The 19884-nt window shown below is 45.9% G+C and carries 18 protein-coding genes; 9 read left to right on the top strand and 9 right to left on the bottom strand.

Going from position 1 to position 19884, the window contains the following annotated elements; genetic code table 11:
- Positions 1 to 72: 72 nt before the first annotated feature.
- Entirely contained in the window at positions 73 to 891 is an 819-nt protein-coding gene (locus tag R7O03_RS14395) for a hypothetical protein (RefSeq protein ID WP_225473568.1), read from the top strand.
- A gap of 71 nt (positions 892 to 962) precedes the next feature.
- Here R7O03_RS14395 and R7O03_RS14390 read toward each other — a convergent pair whose 3' ends face one another.
- Complete coding sequence (locus R7O03_RS14390; RefSeq protein ID WP_225473566.1) at positions 963 to 1571, bottom strand: YitT family protein; 609 nt, start codon at positions 1569 to 1571, stop codon at positions 963 to 965.
- Positions 1572 to 1772: 201 nt separating this feature from the next.
- On the opposite strand from R7O03_RS14390, the gene R7O03_RS14385 reads away from it, so the two are divergent.
- Entirely contained in the window at positions 1773 to 2168 is a 396-nt protein-coding gene (locus R7O03_RS14385) for a GFA family protein (protein ID WP_053308033.1), read from the top strand.
- Between the two features lie 37 nt (positions 2169 to 2205).
- Here R7O03_RS14385 and nhaD read toward each other — a convergent pair whose 3' ends face one another.
- On the bottom strand, positions 2206 to 3636 hold the full coding sequence (nhaD, locus tag R7O03_RS14380; RefSeq protein WP_262645757.1) for a sodium:proton antiporter NhaD: 1431 nt from the start codon (positions 3634 to 3636) through the stop codon (positions 2206 to 2208).
- 420 nt (positions 3637 to 4056) lie between these two features.
- Positions 4057 to 5082: an acyltransferase gene (locus R7O03_RS14375; RefSeq protein WP_213905602.1), complete on the bottom strand. Its 1026-nt coding sequence runs from the start codon at positions 5080 to 5082 to the stop codon at positions 4057 to 4059.
- Between the two features lie 298 nt (positions 5083 to 5380).
- Here R7O03_RS14375 and R7O03_RS14370 point away from each other — a divergent pair, with 298 nt between their 5' ends.
- Together R7O03_RS14370 and R7O03_RS14365 are read left to right on the top strand one after the other, a co-directional pair.
- Complete coding sequence (locus R7O03_RS14370) at positions 5381 to 5971, top strand: TetR/AcrR family transcriptional regulator (protein WP_005374416.1); 591 nt, start codon at positions 5381 to 5383, stop codon at positions 5969 to 5971.
- A 128-nt stretch (positions 5972 to 6099) separates the two neighbouring features.
- A complete protein-coding gene (locus R7O03_RS14365) occupies positions 6100 to 6957 on the top strand; it encodes an alpha/beta hydrolase (protein WP_047102493.1) in 858 nt (285 codons plus the stop codon).
- A gap of 168 nt (positions 6958 to 7125) precedes the next feature.
- Here the strand turns inward: R7O03_RS14365 and R7O03_RS14360 are convergent, their stop codons facing one another.
- On the bottom strand, positions 7126 to 9672 hold the full coding sequence (locus R7O03_RS14360) for a glycosyl hydrolase family 18 protein (RefSeq protein ID WP_213901563.1): 2547 nt from the start codon (positions 9670 to 9672) through the stop codon (positions 7126 to 7128).
- 369 nt (positions 9673 to 10041) lie between these two features.
- Positions 10042 to 10545: a DUF2850 domain-containing protein gene (locus R7O03_RS14355; RefSeq protein WP_213901564.1), complete on the bottom strand. Its 504-nt coding sequence runs from the start codon at positions 10543 to 10545 to the stop codon at positions 10042 to 10044.
- Between the two features lie 328 nt (positions 10546 to 10873).
- Here R7O03_RS14355 and R7O03_RS14350 point away from each other — a divergent pair, with 328 nt between their 5' ends.
- Entirely contained in the window at positions 10874 to 11158 is a 285-nt protein-coding gene (locus R7O03_RS14350; protein ID WP_132936197.1) for a pyrimidine/purine nucleoside phosphorylase, read from the top strand.
- Between the two features lie 132 nt (positions 11159 to 11290).
- Positions 11291 to 11572: a hypothetical protein gene (locus R7O03_RS14345; RefSeq protein ID WP_005374405.1), complete on the top strand. Its 282-nt coding sequence runs from the start codon at positions 11291 to 11293 to the stop codon at positions 11570 to 11572.
- Between the two features lie 3 nt (positions 11573 to 11575).
- On the opposite strand, the gene R7O03_RS14340 is transcribed toward R7O03_RS14345, so the two are convergent.
- Positions 11576 to 12724 carry a GGDEF domain-containing protein gene (locus tag R7O03_RS14340; protein WP_025768745.1) on the bottom strand — a complete coding sequence of 383 codons (1149 nt, stop codon included), beginning with the start codon at positions 12722 to 12724 and terminating at the stop codon, positions 11576 to 11578.
- 506 nt (positions 12725 to 13230) lie between these two features.
- Here R7O03_RS14340 and R7O03_RS14335 point away from each other — a divergent pair.
- Complete coding sequence (locus tag R7O03_RS14335) at positions 13231 to 14571, top strand: MATE family efflux transporter (RefSeq protein WP_318131794.1); 1341 nt, start codon at positions 13231 to 13233, stop codon at positions 14569 to 14571.
- Between the two features lie 98 nt (positions 14572 to 14669).
- Here the strand turns inward: R7O03_RS14335 and R7O03_RS14330 are convergent, their stop codons facing one another.
- The 3 genes from R7O03_RS14330 to R7O03_RS14320 all read right to left on the bottom strand — a co-directional run bounded on the left by R7O03_RS14330 (position 14670) and on the right by R7O03_RS14320 (position 17947).
- Positions 14670 to 16349: an RluA family pseudouridine synthase gene (locus R7O03_RS14330; protein ID WP_318131793.1), complete on the bottom strand. Its 1680-nt coding sequence runs from the start codon at positions 16347 to 16349 to the stop codon at positions 14670 to 14672.
- Positions 16350 to 16466: 117 nt separating this feature from the next.
- A complete protein-coding gene (locus tag R7O03_RS14325) occupies positions 16467 to 17087 on the bottom strand; it encodes a DsbA family protein (protein WP_104980307.1) in 621 nt (206 codons plus the stop codon).
- Entirely contained in the window at positions 17081 to 17947 is an 867-nt protein-coding gene (locus R7O03_RS14320; RefSeq protein ID WP_017633829.1) for an MBL fold metallo-hydrolase, read from the bottom strand. Before R7O03_RS14320 ends, R7O03_RS14325 begins: the two co-directional genes overlap by 7 nt.
- A 126-nt stretch (positions 17948 to 18073) precedes the next feature.
- Here R7O03_RS14320 and R7O03_RS14315 point away from each other — a divergent pair, with 126 nt between their 5' ends.
- Together R7O03_RS14315 and R7O03_RS14310 are read left to right on the top strand one after the other, a co-directional pair.
- Positions 18074 to 18961 carry a LysR family transcriptional regulator gene (locus R7O03_RS14315; RefSeq protein WP_054575261.1) on the top strand — a complete coding sequence of 296 codons (888 nt, stop codon included), beginning with the start codon at positions 18074 to 18076 and terminating at the stop codon, positions 18959 to 18961.
- A gap of 94 nt (positions 18962 to 19055) precedes the next feature.
- Positions 19056 to 19859 carry a Cof-type HAD-IIB family hydrolase gene (locus tag R7O03_RS14310; RefSeq protein WP_054575260.1) on the top strand — a complete coding sequence of 268 codons (804 nt, stop codon included), beginning with the start codon at positions 19056 to 19058 and terminating at the stop codon, positions 19857 to 19859.
- Positions 19860 to 19884: the final 25 nt, after the last annotated feature.

Below are 19884 nucleotides of genomic sequence, written 5' to 3'. Positions count from 1 at the left end.
CGTGCTACACAGGGGTAACGATAGTGTAGAGTTTCATAATCGTTATACGAATAGAAGAAGGACAATAAGGACATGCCTTTCAAAACGGATTTTGATGCCTTCATAAGTGAGTGTTGGCAGCATCACGAGGAAAATCCCGAACAAGTTTATGCTAAGCTAGAAACGGCTCTGAGCGAGGTGGAAGACGTTACCCAAATCGAGCGAATATTCGCATTGATGCTGCATACCGCTATTGGGCATCTCCAGTGCCCAGAACAGTTTCTTACTTGTTTAGAGCACTTTGATGAACGCAAGGTTGCCGAGAGTTTGGCATTTCAACGCAGTATTGCCGTTGTGCGCTATTTCGTAGATGGCACTGACAATATGGAATTATTGGAAGAGCAAGAACAACGCCGAGTTTACGCTTTGATTTCGAATGAACTTTCTGCACTTGTTCAGCTTGAACTGGCGAGTCAATGGTTGGTGAAGGCAGCGTTAGGAATGACGCCGAACGATGCAGAAGGGCCATTAGCGCGCGCTATCGCGATCACTGCAAACAACTTAGCATGTCAGTACGAAGCGCTGGCTGAGCGCACGTGCATGGAAAAATCGAAGATGTTAGAAGCAGCGACACTCGCGCTAGACTATTGGAAAGTAGCAGGGGGTTGGATGCAAGAAGAGCGCGCAGAGTATCGCTTAGCGATGAGCTTGCTTAAAGCGGATAAACCGCAAGAAGCCAAAGTGCATGCTGAGCGCTGTGAGGCTATTTGTCAGCAAAATGGTAGCGACGCGTTTGAGCTGTTCCACGCACATGACTTGTTGATGCAAGTACACTTCCATCTTAGCCAGAAATATAAAGCTAAATTGGATGAAGAGATGCAGCAGCACTGCAAAACGAGCTCTTTGACGTGATCTTAGCGTTGAATGAAAAAGCCCCGAGCGACTGGCTGGGGGCTTTAGGGTTGTTGACTATGCAGCGATGATTATGCTGCTTGCGCTTTTGCTTGGTATCGTCCTGGTTTATGGTTCATCGCCAAAATCAAGTTCGTAGCGATGGCACCTAGAACAGATAGAGCGATAAGGTGCACATCTACAATGAACAGTGACATCACCACGATGGCACAATCTAACCCCATTTGAACTTTACCCGCTCGAACTCCAAAACGTTCCTGAAGGTACAACGCTAGAATGTTAAAGCCACCCAAACTCATTTTGTGACGGAAAATTACCAACATACCGATTCCAATCAGCCCACCACCCAAAAGTGCCGCATAGAGAGGTTCGATTCGTGAAATCTCAATCACATGATGCAGATGATCGACCGCAAAAGAGACAATCGAAACCGCAATAAAGGTATTGATAGTGAAGCGCCAACCCATGCGCATCACAGATAAAATATAAAAAGGGAGGTTAAGAGCGAAAAATATCTGACCAAAACTGAAGTCACTCACTTTGGTTAGGAAGATCGCCAAACCAGCCGTACCGCCAGTGAGCAATCCTACTTTGCTAAAAAATATCACCCCAAGTGACACCAACGCACTGCCGAGCGTCAGAGCCAAGAGGTTCTCTCTTAGGCTATGATCTTTGTCCATAAATTAATTTCCTTGGTTTAAAAACCGCGCCGGAGATAATACGTCTCACGGACGCGATAGACAGTCGCCAAAATAGCAACTAACAAATCGGCCAATAAAATGTCGCGAAAAGTGATGGATGTCGAGTTTTTGGACGAGATTATGATGATATTAACCTGTTTAACATAATGTACACAGATAGAAAAACAACAAGGAAAAGTTATGATTAAGAAAGTTGGCAACACCCAAATCAACACATTACATCGACTGAGTTGCCACTGTGGAAAAGTTGAGTTGGAACTGGCGTTACCCAATGGTATTGAGAAACCGAGACGGTGTGACTGTTCTATGTGTCGACGTCGTGGCGCGATTGTCGCATCTGTACCTTTGAACGGTATTCGTATTATGCAAGGCGAAGACGTCTTGAAGCAGTATCAATTTAATACACACACTGCGAAGCACTTTTTCTGTGGCGAGTGCGGTATTTATACGCACCATCAGCGTCGTTCTGACCCGAGTGAGTATGGCTATAATGTCGGCTGCTTAGAGGGCGTCAACCCATATGAGTTGGGAGCGATTGAAGTGATGGATGGCGTTAACCATCCATCTGACCGCTAGGTTATATTGCGATTTAAGTGCCTGATTATCGGTGCTTTTAAGTAAATAAGCCGCTATTCATCCACAAGTGTACCGCAATACTGGCGGCATAACCCAAGGCGATGACGGGAGCCCACTTTAGGTGGCCAAAGAAGGTGTATTGTCCACGCGCAGCTCCCATTAAAGCGACGCCTGCCGCGGAGCCAATGGAAAGCAAACTGCCCCCGACACCTGCGGTTAATGTGACCAGTAGCCAGTTGCCCATCGACATGCTTGGTTCCATGGTCAGTACAGCAAACATAACCGGAATGTTATCAACGATTGCAGATAGGACACCAACCATCACGTTTGCCCAGACTGGGTTCCATTGCGTGTACATGACGTTTGAAACCAGTTCGAGGTAGCCAAGTAAACTTAAACCGCCAACACACATCACAACACCGTAGAAGAACAACAAGGTGTCCCATTCGGCTCGAGACACACGATGAAACACATCAAACGGAACCACTGAGCCTAAGCGCTTCAATGCCTGATCATCGCCATTGGCAATTGCCATAGCTGCTTTTTTTGCGAGTGAGTGTTTAAGAGTTTGACGCAAAAAATATCCGAAAAACTGTAAGTACGCCAAGCCCATCATCATGCCCATAACGGGTGGGAAGTGCAGCAAGGCGTGGAAAGAGACCGCAGTGGCAATAGTCAGAATGAATAATGCGACAATACGCCTTGCCCCGCGTTTTAGCTCAACGTGTTGGTGAATCGTATTCGGTTTTGTGTTTGGAACAAACAGTGACATCAAAAACGCGGGAACCAAGTAGTTCACCAATGACGGTACAAACAACGGAATGAACTCAGCAAAGCTGACATGACCAGCTTGCCACACCATCAGGGTTGTAATATCCCCAAATGGGCTGAATGCACCGCCAGCGTTGGCTGCGATAACAATGTTGATACAAGCAAGATTGACGAACTTAGGATTATCACCAGAGACTTTCATCACTACAGCGCACATCAAAAGGGCCGTAGTTAAGTTATCGGCAATCGGTGAAATGACAAAAGCGAGAAACCCCGTCAGCCAGAACAACTTTTTGAATCCAAAACCTTTACCAACCATCCACGCCTGTAAGGCATCGAAGAGTTTGCGTTCTTCCATTGCGTTGATGTAAGTCATCGCCACGAGCAAAAACAGCAGCAACTCGGCATATTCCAACAAGTTGTGTTCTAGTGCGGATTTGGCGATTTCAGGCTGGTTGTGCTGAGCAAAGGTGTAGCCAATCAGAATCCAAATTAACCCAGCAGCGAGCAGCACTGGCTTGGATTTTCTCATTTTCAGATACTCTTCCAACATAACCAGTATGTAAGCGATCGAAAAGATAATCAGAGCCGCGTAACCGACACCAGAATTAATGAGGTTCAGTTCATTGGTTGATGCAGCAAAGGTGGCGCTAGAGAACAACAAACAGCAGAAAGCCACAATTGGATAGATTGGCATAGACATTTCTCCTTTGTCTGGTTGGAGAAATATTAGCCACAAATGAATGAGTTAGTTGTGAGAGAGCTCGAATTAACAGTAGGAGTTAGGAAATGATAGTGTGCGCCACTATTTTCTGAGTGACGCAATGCTTGCTGCGCCGAATAAAACCGCAGCGGCATATAAACCGTAAGTTAACCAGTGACTAATCTCTAAAAAAGGAACGAGTCCTTGACCTGCCCACATACAGCCTCCGTTTAATGAGCAATGTTGTAATAGTCGAGCCAATTTAAAGGAAATGAACAATGTTTTTTGTGAGTGAAAGCAAATTCTGAAGGATTAGAAAGTCAAAAATTGGTCAGTGAGAGAGAAATCTCATTTTTAACTGGCTAGCTCTAACCCTTTTGAGTTAAAGCTAGCTATATCTAGAGCTGAATGCATTTAGCGTAGGAGCCATTTTTTCAACGGTGAAGTGTCAATTGCTTTCACAAGCAGTATGGTTGCAACAATCGTTGCAGGATAAATAAACACATCTTTCGCGAGGTGTTGCAGCCCGATAAATCCAGCGACATTCATCATGACAATTATGATAAGCAGATGGCTAACATATATTCCTAACACGCTAGGAGATAGTTTGAAGACCCAAGGCATGTCGCCAAAATGAGGGTGAGCCAAAAGCCACATAAAGACACCTACAGCCCAGATAACGGTACCGAATAGGAAGTCGTGCGAGTTGAAAGCGATGTCATGTTGCATCAGCCAGTAAGCTTCACCAAAATGCAGTGCCATGCCAAGAATAATGCATCGAATCGTATTGTTTCTCGACCACCGCCACTGCGCTTCTCGTGCGAAATAACCTAGAGCAACTAGCAACGTGCTGAAAAAAGGCCCGTTACGAGTAAAGAAAGGCGCTGGCAGGTCGGTAATGGTCGCGTAACTGCCAGCAAAGGCCCCGTATATGTATAGCAATACTGCGGTTGGCAGTATCAGTTGCGCCATATTGATATGCACGAGAAAGGCAATTAACGCTACGGCAATGACCAGAGCCGGAATAAACCACAGATGAACGAGTCCGCCTTCGATGAGTGAATTGATCGGGGTTGACATTAAGTACCCCCAATAACCTTGCCTTTCGGCGAGATACCCAGCCTCAGCGACCGTCTGCCATTGGAATGGCATCAGTAAACTGATCATGCTCCAAATGAGCCAAACCTTCATTAACGGTTTGGCGTAGTTCTTAAGAGTATCGATAGGTGAATGACTCAACTTCGGCTGGATTAGATAACCCGAGATGAGAAAGAACAGCGGAACAGCAAAACGAGCCAGTTGGTTGAGCATATAGCCAACCCATGGTATCCCATTCCACTGCCAGTACGTCAGTGCCATCTGGCAATGCAAACCCACAATCGCAAGCATCGCAATGATACGTGCAAACTCTAAGCTGGCTATTTTTTGTTTCTTTGCCATTACATTGTTTACCTAAATAAAAAACTTAGGTGAAAATAGCAGGTTGTTACTGAAGTAATACGTGAAAAAGTCAACAGACTTGCGCTTACATTGAAGCTGTTTTGAAAATTAAGACTTACTTCAAACTTCTTAATTATTAACCTATTAACCTATTAACCTATTAACCTATTAACCTATTAACCTATTAACCTATTAACCCAATCAATACCTGATTCGTGAGTCGAAAATAGCACTGAATAATGGTTAGACCAGTTAACTCGAGATTGCAAAAAAGAACGATCGTGCTAAAAATAAGACTATGCAAAAAGGAAAAGTGACAAAAGAGTTTATTCTGCAGCGGGCTTTTGAGATCGCCAGCGAAGACGGATTAGAAAGTCTTACGATTGGAGAGTTAGCCAAGCAATGCGGTATGTCGAAAAGTGGTCTGTTTGCCCACTTTAATTCGAAGTTGAATTTACAGCTATCGGTGCTTGATCACGCCAATAAAGTGTTCGCTGATCGGGTTATTGAGCCTGCTCGAGAACTCGGGGATGGCAATATCGAGCGTAAAATTCGAGGGTTGCTCGACTCTTGGATGACTTGGAATCACGCATTCCAAGGAAGTTGTATGTTTCTTGACGCTTGGAATGATACGGCAGATAAAGATTGCCCGCTTCAGGCCGGACTGCGTAAATCCATAGACACTTGGCTGAGTTATTTGGAGATCCAAATAGCGAAAGGCAAAGAGAAGCAAGAATTTGCAGCAGACTTAGATACACGCCAAGCAACGTTTGATTTGTACGGTCTCTATTTGAGTGCGCATGTTTTTTACTCAATTAAAGGTGAGCAAGAAAGCTTGCGTCTGTTTTGGCAAGGGATCGACAACTTATTTTCTCGCTGGAAAGGCTAATATCGGTTATTCGCTTCCCAGATTCGTAGACATAAAATCACAAAGAGCGGCTGAGTTCGCTCTTTCTTATCAGCGTAAAAAGCACGACCGTTCTATTTTGTGCAAAGCTGATAGTTAAGGACATGATTATGAGTGAAAAAATTTACTTTAATACATCGCAACGTTTCAGTATTAAGCGCAGTTTGGTGAACATGAGTACTCGGTTACACCATACACTGGCCCCGTCACATGCAAAGAAGACCGCGCGCAAGCTTCTTCTGACACCTGCTCGTACGCAACCTAAAAATATTGAACCTCAAGGGCTTATCAAAGGTGAAATTAAAGGGCATGCAGGCATCATCAAAACCTATACTTTGGGCTCTGGACCTATTTGGGTGCTAACTCATGGTTGGTCTGGCACGGCAAGTCAGTTTTATCCACTGATGGAACATATTGCGTCGAAAGGGTTTACTGCTTTGGCGTACGATCATCCGGCACATGGTGAGAGTGAGGGGAAGTATGGGCACATTCCGGGGTTTGTCAGAGGATTAGAAGATGTGTTGGATACGGTCGAGGATATTGTTGGCCTAGTTGGGCACAGCATGGGCACCGCTTCTGCTCTTGAGTGTAGGCACAGCAAATTAGAAAACAAGCCTTTGCTGCTTATTGCTCCGGTATTAAATTACGTAGAGAACTTATTCGGTAGCATTGCACGTTCCGGTTACTCGATGAAGCTTTTTAATGCTGTGGTTTCAGAAGTTGAAGACCAATTTGGTTATCCGTTACAGTCCATTGATCCGATGAAGCGTTTGTCTGAGCGTCCGTCTCACACCATTATTATTCATGATGAGCAAGACAAGTTCACCAAATACAGTGTCTCGGCAAAAGCGGCTGAAGAGATTAAAAACGTTGAGTTAGTGACAACACAAGGTCAGGGGCATGGTCGAGTGATGAAGTGTGAGCAAGTCTTCAGTAGTTTTGACCGTTTGCTCGATAGTGCTTGGTAACCCTTACTTTTACTGATTGACTCGCTTCGTTTTGCGCTAATTCGATTTGAAAGTAACACCTCAGATTTTTTCGTCTCTGGTGTTGCTCTTCTCGTTAAGAGGTTAAATCCAAAAAGGACAGCCGAAGCTGTCCTTTGTTTATTTAGCAGAACGTCTGCAAGGCTGAAATTAGTTACAGTTAGCTACGCCAACTTCTTTCCAAACGCCCCATTCGCCAGATTGGCTAGGATCGTCACCCTGAGTCCACCATTTCGCTTCCCACGTTTTACCTGCGTGAGTCACCTGGTTACCACCTGTGTACACTGCGCTCGCATCCCATGCGTTGTCACAAGTACCAGGGTTCGGATCGGTTGTGTGCTGTGCAACAACCACTGTCGCGCTTGCCGATGAAGACGCTTTACCGTCGCTCACACTTACAGTGAAGCTTAAGCTTGTGTCTTGCGGGTATTCCGCAGCAGTGAACGTGACTTTAGAGCCTTCAACCGTTGCATTCAGACCTTGAGGTAGAGTCCAGTTGAATGTCAGGGTATCGTTGTCTGCATCGCTAGACGCAGATGCATCTACAACCACAACGTCACCAGCGTTTGCTGTTGCTGGAGCAACAACTTGCGCTACTGGTGCGCTGTTCACTGGATCAACAACACCTGCTGGTTTCACTGTTATTACAACGAGGTCAGATGCCGTTGCACCTTCGTTATCAGACACCGTCAGCTTGAAAGTTAATTGCTCTTCAACAGTAACTTCTGCTGCATCAAAGCTTGCTTTCGCTGAGTTTGCACCTGTTAGTGCCACTGCTGTGCCAGATACTTGTTCCCAAGCGTAGCTTACGATGGTGCCGTCAGAGTCTTTTGACAGGCTGCCATCTAGAACCACATTTGCAGGACCTGTTACCGATTGATCTGCGCCAGCGGCTGCGGTTGGCTTACGGTTTGGTTGAGGAACCACACCACCAGCCATACCTTCGTGCATCGCGTTGAGAATGTCACCGTTATCCGCGTCAATTTCCCAAGAGAATAGACCAGCAAGACCAAGAGACTTCGCGTAGCTACCTTTTGCTAGCACTGAACGGTGGTCATCAAATGTGATCAACTCACCCGTTGTACGGTTCCATACCCATGGTGCTTCTGCTTGTGCATCGTAGCCGTACTCGAAGCCGTTAATGCCAGTGTTGTTTGCACCTAACATGAATGACTTAATGCCTTTGTAGTCAATTACGCCATCTTCCCAAACACCTTGCGCTGTGCTGCCCTTCAGTTTACCTGTAGCAGTACCTGTCATTGGGTCGTTTGGATCTGTGAGTGTATCTGGAGTTACGCCTTCCCAGCCACGACCGTACATTGCTGTACCAAGTACTAGCTTGTTTGCAGGAACGCCTTGAGCAAGAAGAAGTTGGATGCCGTTATCTGCTGTGTAAGCAGGACCTTTGTACGGTTCGCCGTTCTCATCAACGCCACTACCGTCACACTGACCAGGACGCATGAATGAACCACAGTAAAGCGCAGTCTGGTGACCAGGAACGTTGTTCCAACCGCCGTAGAAGTCGTAAGTCATTGCGAAGATGTAATCCATGTACTGCACCGCATCTGCGTAGTCTACGTCTTCAATCTTGTCGTAACCGACACCGATAGCGGACGTTAGCTCGTAAGTACGGCCTGTCTCAGCTTCTAATTCATCAAGCATTACGCGCAGTTCACGCATCAGTGCGATGTATGCTGGGCCATCGTTTACAGGGTCGCCCTTATCGGCTGCTGCACCGCCGCCGCCAGGGAATTCCCAGTCGATATCAACACCGTCGTAGAATTTCCAAGTTTTCAGGAACTTCTTAACTGATGCGACGAATGTGTCTCGGTTTTTCTTGTCCACGAAATCGAAGAATGGGTCAGACAGTGTCCAACCACCGATCGATGGGATGATTTTTAGATCAGGGTTACGTTGTTTCAATGCCATTAGCATTGCGTAGTTACCCTTGATAGGCGTGCTGTATTCATGACCAGCTTGTGGGAAGCTCTTCTGATAAGCAGCCCAAGGGTCATGGATAACGACTTCATAATCAGGCACACCTGTACAAGCAGTTTGTAGCGCGTTGAAACTGTTGCCGCCAACAGACTTCACAGACTCATTTGGGCCACAAATTGGGATAAAACCGTAAAGGATGTGAGTCAAGTTGTCGACCGGCATATTATCGACGGTGTAGTCACGGCCATAGATGCCCCATTCAACAAAATACGTACCCATCACGACGCTTGGATCGGTATTGTAGGTTTTGTTGTTTGGATCAACATTCATCGTTAGTGGCTTCAGGTGAGAACCATCGGTATCTGCAATCGTGATTTCAGCTGGTGCGCTTTTCGCACAACCTGTCGCATCACATGCTTCGATTTCCATTTGGTATAAGCCACCTTGGCCGTATTCAAACGAAGCTGTCGTTTGGCTACCAGTGATAGGGCCGCTTGCTACTTTTACACCATCAAAATAGACGTTGTAAGTGTCACCAGGTGTGCCACTCCACTGGTTAAATTTAACAGTGATCTTCGCTTGCTCATGGTATTTCACCATGTCGTAGTAGCCTGACGTGGTTTCCATCGCGAGCTCAATTTTAGAAAACTGAAGGTTGTTGGAACCGTACATATCGATACTTGGTGCGGTTGGAGCCGCAACTGCAGCACCTGATAGCGCTAAAGCAACTCCAGCTGCACATAGGTTAAATCGAATCATAACTTCTCTCTCAATCCTTGGATTCATGTTCTACCTAGAACATAGGCTGCTCTTGCACCAGATAAGATGATTGGATTTACTCCACGTGCAAAAGCATCACACTCAGCATTTCAGAGAGTTTTTTTTCGTCAAAAAAAATTAAGACGGTTTTCGAGGCACTTGAGAGAACTTAACTAAAACTCGCACTCTGTTACACAGAAAGTGTCAGACTGAGTCAATAATTTATAAAATCTCAGCAGAAACTAAAATTATTGTTTACTCAGTAACGAGTTGGTTAAATGCGATGAAGGCCTTATTTTGTTGTTTATTAAGGTTTTGTTTCATTGATATAGAAAGAGAATTGAAAGGAAAAATAGCCGTGAAGACGTATTAGTCACGGCTGAAGTGTTCACTCAACGCCGCGCGACGTTTAGAGGCTGCGCCGGTTTCTGAGCCCTGAACGGTATGCTCAAATCCTTTACGAATGAATCGCTGATCTGGAATAAGAGGCTCAATACGGCGTATTTGAGGTGAAAGATGAGAGCCCGAGATCTGATACGCGGTCTTTCCTAATCCGGTATTCAACGTGATGACGTTGCCATCGAATTCAAATTCCGTCGTAATAAGTCGATGGTTTCGGTATACCCCATCTTCAGTGAAAACGAGACGTTCTGTTTGGTAGGGTGGCGCGCCAATCTCAATCCATTCGCCGTACACCTTTTCCGGATCAATGTGGTCTTGATAGGAGAGGTGGATTTGATAGCCAAAAAACGTCAACAGACCCATCCCGAAGCAGACAAATGTACTCTTGAGGATTTTGGATTGGTGGCGAGCCAAAAATGAAAGTTTTGGTTCTTGTCGTGCTTTTCGCCTTCGGCGAGTCGAGTCCGTCATAGATCTAATTTTCTCCACTTTTTTAACATGGTGGAAACCTTCCTTTTTAAAAACAAACAATCCCGCCATTGAGACGACGAAACTATGATCTAATGTCCACTTTTACATTCAGATACACATCTTATTGATGATTTTGTTGTTTGCTCACATTCATTACTTCGCAGGTTTTCTTGCTCGGTTTAGGTCGCCTGATTAATCCTCGCGAAAAGAGGTTCTCGCTCAGTAGCAAAGGATGTGCGTTATTACGTTGAGTTTAATGGCTTTCAAAGCTTGAGTAACGGAAAGAAACAAGGTAAAAAAGAGCGGACTTTTGATAAGGAAACCAATAATGAATATTAAGGAAAATAGCTATTTTGCTGGTAGTGTAAAATCACTAGGCTTTAACCAGAAAGATCAGGATGTTAGCGTTGGTGTGATGCTTCCTGGTGAGTACACTTTTGGTACTCAAGCACCAGAGCGTATGACGGTTGTAAAAGGTGCGCTTGTGGTCAAGCGTGTTGGCGAGAGCGATTGGACGACTTATCAAAGTGGTGAGTTTTTTGAAGTGGAAGGTAGTTCTTCATTTGAGCTTCAAGTGAAAGAAGCGACTGCGTATTTATGTGAGTACTTCTAGCGTTCATTTGTTGCTCGTCATAAAACCACCTTCGGGTGGTTTTTTCGTCTATGTGCTTCACTTATAACGCATCTTTTTGGTTATTTGGGTATATACTTAATAAAAATGTACCCATCGACCAGGGAGGAAGTGATGGCAGTACAACGCAAGCATTCTGATCTCCCTCCTCGTTACGAGGATAAAGATCTCACCAATGAGCAAAGACAGCGCTTTACCGAAGTTGCCAACGCCGCTCATAAGAGACGTGAATTTTATCGACGTGCTCTAGGGAAGAGCTTAATGGGCAAAATGAAGGGCCGTGCGTTTAAAGATCACCCCACTCGTCAGCAAGACAAGCCGAACAGAACGTTGCAAGTAGTGTGGTTAATCGTATTCCTCGTTGTGGGGCTTTGGGTGATGCATGTGTTCGCTTAGTCATTAGCAAGCTTCTGGTACCGCTGGTGCATCAGATGTTGACTGTTCTTCAGTATTGCAGTGCTCATAAAAGGCGTACTGGTTTTTACCAGTATGTTTAGCTGCGTACATTGCTTTATCTGCACATCGAGTCAATTCAGACAAATCCTTTGCATCTTGCTTATAGATAGCAGCACCTACACTCATCGTTAACTCGTTAATCATATCGTAGCTTCGGTAACCTGTTGGAAACAGATTCACGATCCGTTTTAGGATGCTGTCGAGGTCATCTTTACTTTTTACATCGTAAAGCATGATTACAAACTCGTCGCCCGCAAATCGAGCGATGGAGTAGTCGTGTTTATCTGTTTTTCTGTCTTTGTTGCGAATGTTATTTTTTAATCGAGTGGCGAAGGCTTGAAGTACTTGGTCACCAATATCGTGCCCGTAGGTGTCGTTGATGTGCTTGAAGTTATCGATATCGAGAAAGACCAATGCGGTGATGCTGTCATCAGATGAGTGCTTGATTTCATCGAGCTTTGCGCGCGCCCAAGTCTCAAAGCTCCAGCGATTGGCAAGCCCAGTGAGCTGGTCAAAATATGCTAACTCCTCAATCCCCTCACGATACAGTGTTTGAATGTAATTGAGGACTTTCGTGTAGTAATACGAGAACGTGTGACACACAAACGCGGTCGCTATCAGGGTCAGCATCAATCTCCGCTCTATGATTTCTGTGGCTGTTGGCAGTCGATCTAAAAAAGCGACCCCAAAAAAGATCAGTAAAATGTAGGTGCCACTGAACAACAGACCGACCTTAAACTCATTAATTAATACCAGAGTGGCGACAATAGGATATAGCCATAGCATCTTGCCTGACGGAGCGTCGTTATACAGAAGTAACAATAACCCTTCGAACATTAAGACAGCACTTAGCCATAAGTCGGCGTATTGATGGTGCCGCTGGACTTTTATTACATAACTGATTGCTAAGCATGCCAAGGCACACAAAGCATGGAAAAAGCTTAAACCCCAGTTATTCTCAAGTGATTGAGCAATGGAACCATAAGTTAAACAGGCAGCGGCGATACTGGAGCATAAAAAGACAATTTTCTTTTTTCTTGTTGAGCGGATGTCCGCCATTTCTTCTAAGCGCGCCCCAGCCAATGTCGACATTACGTATCCTTGCTTAATTAACGTGTACGCTTATTCTAGGCGGTATTTTCGCGATAAATAGAACAACAAAGTTTCCAAATGTGATATCAGTCATTTTTAGTGCAAAGCCATCAGTGTGATTTGGTGCGAGTGTTCAAAGAGGAATGGTGGCGCATGCAGGTTTTCATGACGGTTCTTCATGGCTCTATATGGTTGGACTGATAACTCAAAGTAATATATCTAGTTAGATATATTACTATTGATTATCCTGATTCTGTTCGGTGCTCGTTGATTGAGAGTATTGTTCACCAATCTCTGCTCTACGTATCGTCAAGGCATATGTCGTTTCGAAAATGCATTAGAAATATTTTTCCGAAACAGGGCGAAATATTGTTGTCGTTATGACCAATATGCGACTAGAATCCGCGCTAAATCACAACCTCATATCGAGCTTCGTTCGAGTCACTATTTTTAAACTGCTTCACAAAATTGTGAGGCAGTTTTTAGTTGTAGGATAGGTTACAAGCATGCCTAAAAGCCAAAACATCAACCAACGAATGTCCATCGTGGCATTAGCTTGGCCAATTCTTGTCGAAATTTTGCTACGGACGGCTTTAGGAACCAGTGACGTGTTCATGCTGAGTGGCTACTCAGACAAAGCCGTATCCGCTGTTGGTGTGATCACGCAGATTACCTTCTTTTTAATCATCGTTTCGACGTTTGTCAGTAGCGGTACGGGGATTTTGATTGCCCAATACAATGGCGCTGGACGCGAGCAAGAGTCAGTGAGCGTTGGTGTTGCGAGTATTGCGTTGTCTGTGCTCGTCGGTGTGCTATTGAGTGTGATTGCCGTGCTTGGTGCGATATACCTACTCCCGTATTACGGCTTGGAAGCGCAAGTCGAGCAGTACGCTCATGAATATCTGCTGATAAGCGGTGCGATGACGTTTAACGTTACGATTGGCGTTGTTTTTACAACTATTCTGCGTAGTCATGGTTATTCACGTTCCCCAATGGTGGTGAATTTGATCTCGGGTGTGTTCAACATCATTGGTAACTATATTGCGCTTTACCAGCCATTTGGTTTACCTGTGTATGGCGTGCAAGGCGTGGCAATAGCAACCGTCGTCAGCCAAGTCATCGGTACGTTAATGTTATGGTTTATTCTCGCGCGCAGCAGCATTGAGCTACCAATGTCGACCATGAAACAAGTACCGGCAGAGATTTACAAAAAAATCTTAAAAATCGGCGGCATGAACGCGGGTGAGGTGCTATCTTACAACGTGGCGCAAATCTGCATTGTATACTTTGTGGTGCAAATGGGGACGGCATCGTTGGCGGCTTTCACTTATGCGCAAAACATTGCCCGTTTCTCGTTTACTTTCGCGCTGGCAATTGGTCAGGCTGCGCAAATTCAGACCGGTTACTACATCGGTAAAGGTTGGGTGAGTAGCATTTTAAAACGCGTACAAATCTACTTCTTAGTGGGATTTGTGGCATCAACGGCGGCAACCACACTGATTTACCTGTTTAGAGAAGAGATTCTGCGCGTATTTACCGATCAACCAGAGATACTCGCATTGGCAGGTTCGTTAGTCATGGGCTCAATTTTGCTCGAGGCCGGACGTGTGTTTAACCTGATTTTTATCGCGGGGCTCAAAGGCGCGGGTGACATCAAGTTCCCAGTGCAAATGGGGATTTTGAGTATGTGGGGACTAGGCGTGCTTTTCTCTTACATCTTTGGCATCCACTTGGGTTATGGCGTTTTAGGGGCTTGGATGGCAATCGCTCTCGATGAATGGGTACGTGGTATCATCATGGCAAGACGTTGGCGCTCTCAGGTGTGGACCAAGTTTAAGGTGAGCTAACGGTTTTCGGTATCGCGCATCACGCTTATTCTGTTGTTAGAAAACAAAAAAAGGCACTGATAGTCAGTGCCTTTTTGTTATTTAAAATCGGGAAGACGTTAGAATTCGCACTCAGCTCGGAACACCATACGCTCTTTGCTGTATGGATGATCCAGCTCTAGCATCTCAGCATGCAGGTGTAAGCGATTCGATTTTTCGCCGTATAAACCATCACCAACCATCGGCATGTTTAACCCCATGTGATGAGCACTGTGTACACGTAGTTGGTGAGTTCGCCCGGTTTTCGGATACATGTATACCTTGCTGCGTCCATCTTTGACTTCAATCAGTTGCCAGTAGGTTTCTGCATGTTTCCCGTGTTCAAAACACACCAGTTGACGTGGGCGGTCGTCGGGGTCACCACGCATTGGCAGTGAAATTTCCCCTTCAGGCTCGTTTAATACGCCTTCGAGCAGTGCCATATAACGTTTTTGTACGCCGCGAGCCATAAACTGTTTTTGCAGACTTTTGTTCGCGCGCTTAGTTAAGGCAAACACCAAAATGCCAGAGGTCGCCATGTCGAGACGATGAATCACAAACGGCCCTTCCACATCAGGGTACATCGCTTGTAGGCGCGTATAAGCAGAGTCCTTGATAGTTTTACCAGGCACTGAAAGTAAGCCCGAGGGCTTGTTGACGACGACCATAGCGTCGTCTTGGTAGATTATCTCTAGCTCTTTGTCTTCTGCCCAATTCTCCGCCAATGGGTTAGGTTCGACATCCAGCCCTTGCATCATATGGCCCAAAATCGGCTGACATTTGCTGTTGCACGATGGGTAGAATTTTTTGTGTTGGCGAACCTCAGACTTTGGCGACACACCCCACCAAAATTCTGCCAGCGCCAGCGGTTTGAATCCGTATTTAAACGCGTATTGGAGCAGTTTTGGCGCAGCACATTCCCCTGCACCTGCTGGTGGTACTGGGTTTGTGGTGTCCGCAAAAATGTCCACCAAGTCGCGTGTTTTGCCATGGTTGTTTAGAAAGCGGTATTGTTTATGCAATTTGTGCTGCAAAGCGTTGGAGAGCGTTTTGCGCTGTTCTTTCAGATGAGCAAGTTGCTGCTCTAACTCGGCCAAGCGCGCCTCTTTGATTGCAAGCTTTTCATCCCACGCTTGCTTTAAGTATTTGAGAACGTTTTTCTCGGCGACACTTTGCTTACCCAACTCATCCAATAAGATTTTGAGGTCATCGGCATTGAGTGTTTGCTCGCCCTGTTGACGCTGTCGTTTGCGTGCGGCGCGGCCGTCAATCATCACTTGGCGCTGTGTTTGCTCTTCTTGTTGATAAGCGGCTCGGTCGGCTTGTATTTGCGCTTTAAGATCTGCCAATTCCGGATTCGCGGCACAGGTTTTGTACTCCGCATTGGCGGCGTTGATGGCATCCGTTTCTGCGCGGAAGAAACCTTCATCGGTCAGCATGTCATACACAGGAGGGACAAACCCTGGAATCAAGTTTTGGTCAGCAATTTTGCCAGAAAACGCACTTAAAAATCCGAGTTCGCCTTGAGGGTTTTCTACCAGCAATACGCCAAACATTTTGCCTCGCCCCGTTTCTTCATTAACCACACCAAAATCGTGTTCGAAGTCGGTTTGCGCTAATAAGTGCTGTTGCAATTGCTTTGCGGCCATAACGCAAAGAGGATGTGGCGTGTAGTAGAACGGAAACGTAAACTGCGTTGGCAATTCATAGTCAGAAGTATCAGCAGTAAAACGAGTAAAACAATGTTCAGGCGAGTGCATGGTGGGTATCCGCGCGAGTAAAAAATCGAGCGAGGATTGTACCTGTTTGAGTCAGGATTGCCATGTCGGTGTTGGCACTCGCTCTTGGATTAAGAACAAGAGCGAGTGGGGAAGAGCTTATTGCAGTTTTTGTAATGCAAGCTTCCACTGTGCCGGTTTGTCGTAGTAGGTCGAGTGCGGCAAGGTCAAGTACTCGCCATTTACTTCTGCAATCAGGGTTGGATAACCACCAACGTGTAACTGTCGCATCAATTGTCGGCTAGAGCGAATTCTCTCATCTAGTTCGGCTTCGCTTAACGCCATGTTTTGCTCCCACGCATCACTTGTTAAACCTAGCGATTCTGCAATGGCTTTGAGCGTCGATGCTTCATTCACTTTTAACCCGAGCTGATAATGCGCAGATTGGATGGCCTTTAGCATGTGCCATGGATTCAGCCCCATTTTCTCCGCACTCAAGATCGCTTGTGTGGGTAGATAAGAATCAAGAACAAACGCATCTTCGCTTTTCACGCGTTGCAGATATGCTTCACCAAACGTTGCTCCGGTTTCGGTTGCGATACGAGCGTCACTGTTGATGATGTGCTGACGAAATTCAGATTCAATCGCGCGTTTCTCAATCATACCGCCGGGATGAAGCTCTACCTTAAATTGAGAGGTGTCCATCAAGGCTTCGATGAGTGGTGATGCCCCGTAGCACCAACCACACATGGGATCGAAGAAGTAATGCACGGTTACCATGACATTTCACCAGTATGCACTTTAGCACCGATTTCTAGCGCGATTGGCAATTGAGCTTCTGGGTATTTCGCTGACATGGTGTCAATGAGTTGAACGCTGTTATTGCTGTGTTTTTTCGCTTGCTGAAAATCCTGCAAGTATTGTTGCGAGTAGCGAATGGTGTCTGCGTTCAGCTTTGTGCCTGCTTTCATGTGACCAGGAATGACCACTTGAGGTTTAAGCGCAAGCATCTCGCTAAGTTGTTGCTCCCAAGCATTGATAGCGGTTTGGTCAGCGGCATCGGCCATCCACAAATGTACGTTTGAGTACACGGCTACGTTACCTAGAATCGCTTTGTTATCTGGAATCCATAGGTAAGGGCGGTGTGCTGATGTGCCATGGTTACCACGGATTTCAATCTTATGACCTTCTAGCTCTAATGATGCTTTATCGTACGCGACAGGGATCACTGGTTTTACCGGTGCGTTTGCGCCAAGCTTTGGCCCCCAGTACGCCAGCTTTCCAGCCAATTTCTCTTTAATAATTTTTTGAACCGCAGGCGTTGTGATGATCTGCGCATCAGGGAACTGTTGGTGTAAGGCCTCTGCGCCAAAGTAGTAATCTGGGTCCGCTTGGCTGATAAAAATGGTTTTAAGTGTTTTGCCTGAGTCCAGCACTTTAGCGGCAATGCGCATCGCGTCAGCTTTGGTGAAGCCAGTGTCGATAACCATGGCGTCAGTCTCACCGTATACCAAGGTTGAGTTTACGTGGAAGCTGTTACCGTCGGCGTTGTAAACCTCAAGCGTAAGGGGAGAGTGGTTTGCCGCTAGAACAGGGCTTGCCATTAAAATGGATGCAGCAATCAAAGTGAATTTTTTCATAATAAGCTCCTAAAGAATTTGGGGCCAAGCGACCATGGCTTGGGAACGGGAGCTATATTAGGAAATTGATACGCTCGGAAAAATACACAATAATGTGCATCACTATTTCTTATTTCGATCAAATGTATGGACAGAGTAACGGCAGCAAAAGTATTTGTGGATGTGGTGTATTCTGGCAGTTTTACCGCTACCGCCGAGCGGTTAGACATGTCTCGGCCAATGGTGACTCGTTATGTAGAGTCGATGGAGAATTGGCTACAAACTCGTTTGTTGCACCGCACTACGCGCAAGGTGTCACTCACCACCGCAGGGGAGCGCAGCTTGCCTCAGATTGAGCGCTGGTTAAAACAGGCCGATACGTTGACGTCGAACATTGCCGCTGATGGTGAGCTGTCCGGAAAAATCCGTCTTGCGTCTAGTACTTCATTTGGATTCTCACAGTTGATCCCCGTAGTAAACAGTTTTATGCAAAAGCACCCCAAAGTGTATATCGACATAGATCTGCAAGATTCAGTGAGTGATCTAACCGAACAACGCATCGATCTGGCGATCCGAATTGCGTCAGATCCCGATCCTTCTTTGATTGGTAAGCCGATTGCGGTGTGCGAATCGGTGTTGGTAGCATCACCGCAATATTTACAAACTCACCACGCGATCGCGCATCCCCGAGATTTATCTTCACACGACTGTTTGGGTTACAAAAACTTTGAGCGTCACGTATGGCATTTGTCTCAGGGCGACCAGTTCGAATCGGTGGGAATTGAGTGTCGCCTAACCAGCAATGAGGCCACGGCGTTATTGCATGGCGCTTTGCAAGGCATGGGTATTTCGATGCTGCCAACTTACTTGAGCAATATCTATCTCAAATCGGGTCAGCTTGAGTCGGTGTTGCCGGATTGGAAGCCAAATGATCTCAACATTTACGCGCTGTATTCATCACGTAAACACTTGTCTCCTGCGGTGAGAGCTTTCATCGATCACAGTGAAGATTACTTTAAGCAGCACCCTTGGTGAATGCGAAAAGCGTTGTCATCCCGACTTGAGATTCATACAAGATCCTGTACCTTACATGGATATATTTTCGCAGCATCATTTAGAGTTTTCGTTAATGTCACAAGTTTGCATCAAATTTATTGCTACCGATATGGATGGCACATTGCTTGACCAGTACGGTCGTTTGGATCCAGAGTTTTTCGATCTGTTTTTGCAACTGGAAGAGCAAGGCATTTTGTTCTCCGCTGCGTCTGGTCGTCAGTATTACAGCCTGCGAGACACGTTCGCGCCAATCAAAGACAGACTGTTGTATGTGGCTGAAAACGGCACCTTGGTGATGTACCAAGACAAAGAGCTCTACAGTTGTACCATTCCTAAAGCGGAAGTGTTGGAGATTGTGAAAGCGGCTCGTGAGATTGACGGGGCGAACATCGTATTGTGTGGCAAGCGCTCGGCGTACATCGAAACGCATGATCAGCAATCGCTGGAAGAATTTCAAAAGTACTACCACCGCTGTGAATATGTGCCGGATTTGCTTGAGGTCGAAGACGAGTTTATTAAGGTAGCAATTTGTCACTTTGACGGTTCGGAAGAGCTCCTGTTTCCGACCATGAACGCGAAGTTTGGCGCAACGCATAAAGTCGTGGTGAGTGCAAAAATCTGGCTGGATGTGATGAATGCCGAGGCCTCTAAAGGTGCGGCCATTCAGCATCTTCAAGAGACGATGAATTTTACTCCGGCAGAAACCATGACGTTTGGTGATTACCTCAATGACCTCGAAATGCTGCAAGTCAGTGAGCATTCGTACGCGGTTGCCAACGCGCACGAAGAGATTAAGAAAATTGCTCGTTATTCTGCGCCAAGCAACCAAGAGGCTGGGGTACTCAAAGTGATTAAAGAGAAAGTGTTAGCGAAGTAACGCTCATTTATTCGATGTTATTTTC

The organism is Vibrio sp. Vb2960, assembly GCF_033337665.1.
In the GTDB taxonomy this organism is placed as follows: domain Bacteria; phylum Pseudomonadota; class Gammaproteobacteria; order Enterobacterales; family Vibrionaceae; genus Vibrio; species Vibrio alginolyticus.
This window is presented reverse-complemented; position numbering and strand designations above follow the sequence as displayed.

Bases quoted from the DNA above. Each gene is read 5' to 3' on its own strand.
- R7O03_RS14360 (WP_213901563.1), bottom strand. From the start codon at position 9,672: ATGATTCGATTTAACCTATGTGCAGCTGGAGTTGCTTTAGCGCTATCA.
- R7O03_RS14320 (WP_017633829.1), bottom strand. From the start codon at position 17,947: ATGAAAAAATTCACTTTGATTGCTGCATCCATTTTAATGGCAAGCCCT.
- R7O03_RS14325 (WP_104980307.1), bottom strand. From the start codon at position 17,087: ATGGTAACCGTGCATTACTTCTTCGATCCCATGTGTGGTTGGTGCTAC.
- R7O03_RS14310 (WP_054575260.1), top strand. From the start codon at position 19,056: ATGTCACAAGTTTGCATCAAATTTATTGCTACCGATATGGATGGCACA.
- R7O03_RS14375 (WP_213905602.1), bottom strand. From the start codon at position 5,082: ATGGCAAAGAAACAAAAAATAGCCAGCTTAGAGTTTGCACGTATCATT.
- R7O03_RS14370 (WP_005374416.1), top strand. From the start codon at position 5,381: ATGCAAAAAGGAAAAGTGACAAAAGAGTTTATTCTGCAGCGGGCTTTT.
- R7O03_RS14395 (WP_225473568.1), top strand. From the start codon at position 73: ATGCCTTTCAAAACGGATTTTGATGCCTTCATAAGTGAGTGTTGGCAG.
- R7O03_RS14315 (WP_054575261.1), top strand. From the start codon at position 18,074: ATGGACAGAGTAACGGCAGCAAAAGTATTTGTGGATGTGGTGTATTCT.
- R7O03_RS14330 (WP_318131793.1), bottom strand. From the start codon at position 16,349: ATGCACTCGCCTGAACATTGTTTTACTCGTTTTACTGCTGATACTTCT.
- R7O03_RS14390 (WP_225473566.1), bottom strand. From the start codon at position 1,571: ATGGACAAAGATCATAGCCTAAGAGAGAACCTCTTGGCTCTGACGCTC.
- R7O03_RS14355 (WP_213901564.1), bottom strand. From the start codon at position 10,545: ATGACGGACTCGACTCGCCGAAGGCGAAAAGCACGACAAGAACCAAAA.
- R7O03_RS14365 (WP_047102493.1), top strand. From the start codon at position 6,100: ATGAGTGAAAAAATTTACTTTAATACATCGCAACGTTTCAGTATTAAG.
- R7O03_RS14335 (WP_318131794.1), top strand. From the start codon at position 13,231: ATGCCTAAAAGCCAAAACATCAACCAACGAATGTCCATCGTGGCATTA.
- R7O03_RS14350 (WP_132936197.1), top strand. From the start codon at position 10,874: ATGAATATTAAGGAAAATAGCTATTTTGCTGGTAGTGTAAAATCACTA.
- R7O03_RS14385 (WP_053308033.1), top strand. From the start codon at position 1,773: ATGATTAAGAAAGTTGGCAACACCCAAATCAACACATTACATCGACTG.
- R7O03_RS14340 (WP_025768745.1), bottom strand. From the start codon at position 12,724: ATGTCGACATTGGCTGGGGCGCGCTTAGAAGAAATGGCGGACATCCGC.
- R7O03_RS14345 (WP_005374405.1), top strand. From the start codon at position 11,291: ATGGCAGTACAACGCAAGCATTCTGATCTCCCTCCTCGTTACGAGGAT.
- nhaD (WP_262645757.1), bottom strand. From the start codon at position 3,636: ATGCCAATCTATCCAATTGTGGCTTTCTGCTGTTTGTTGTTCTCTAGC.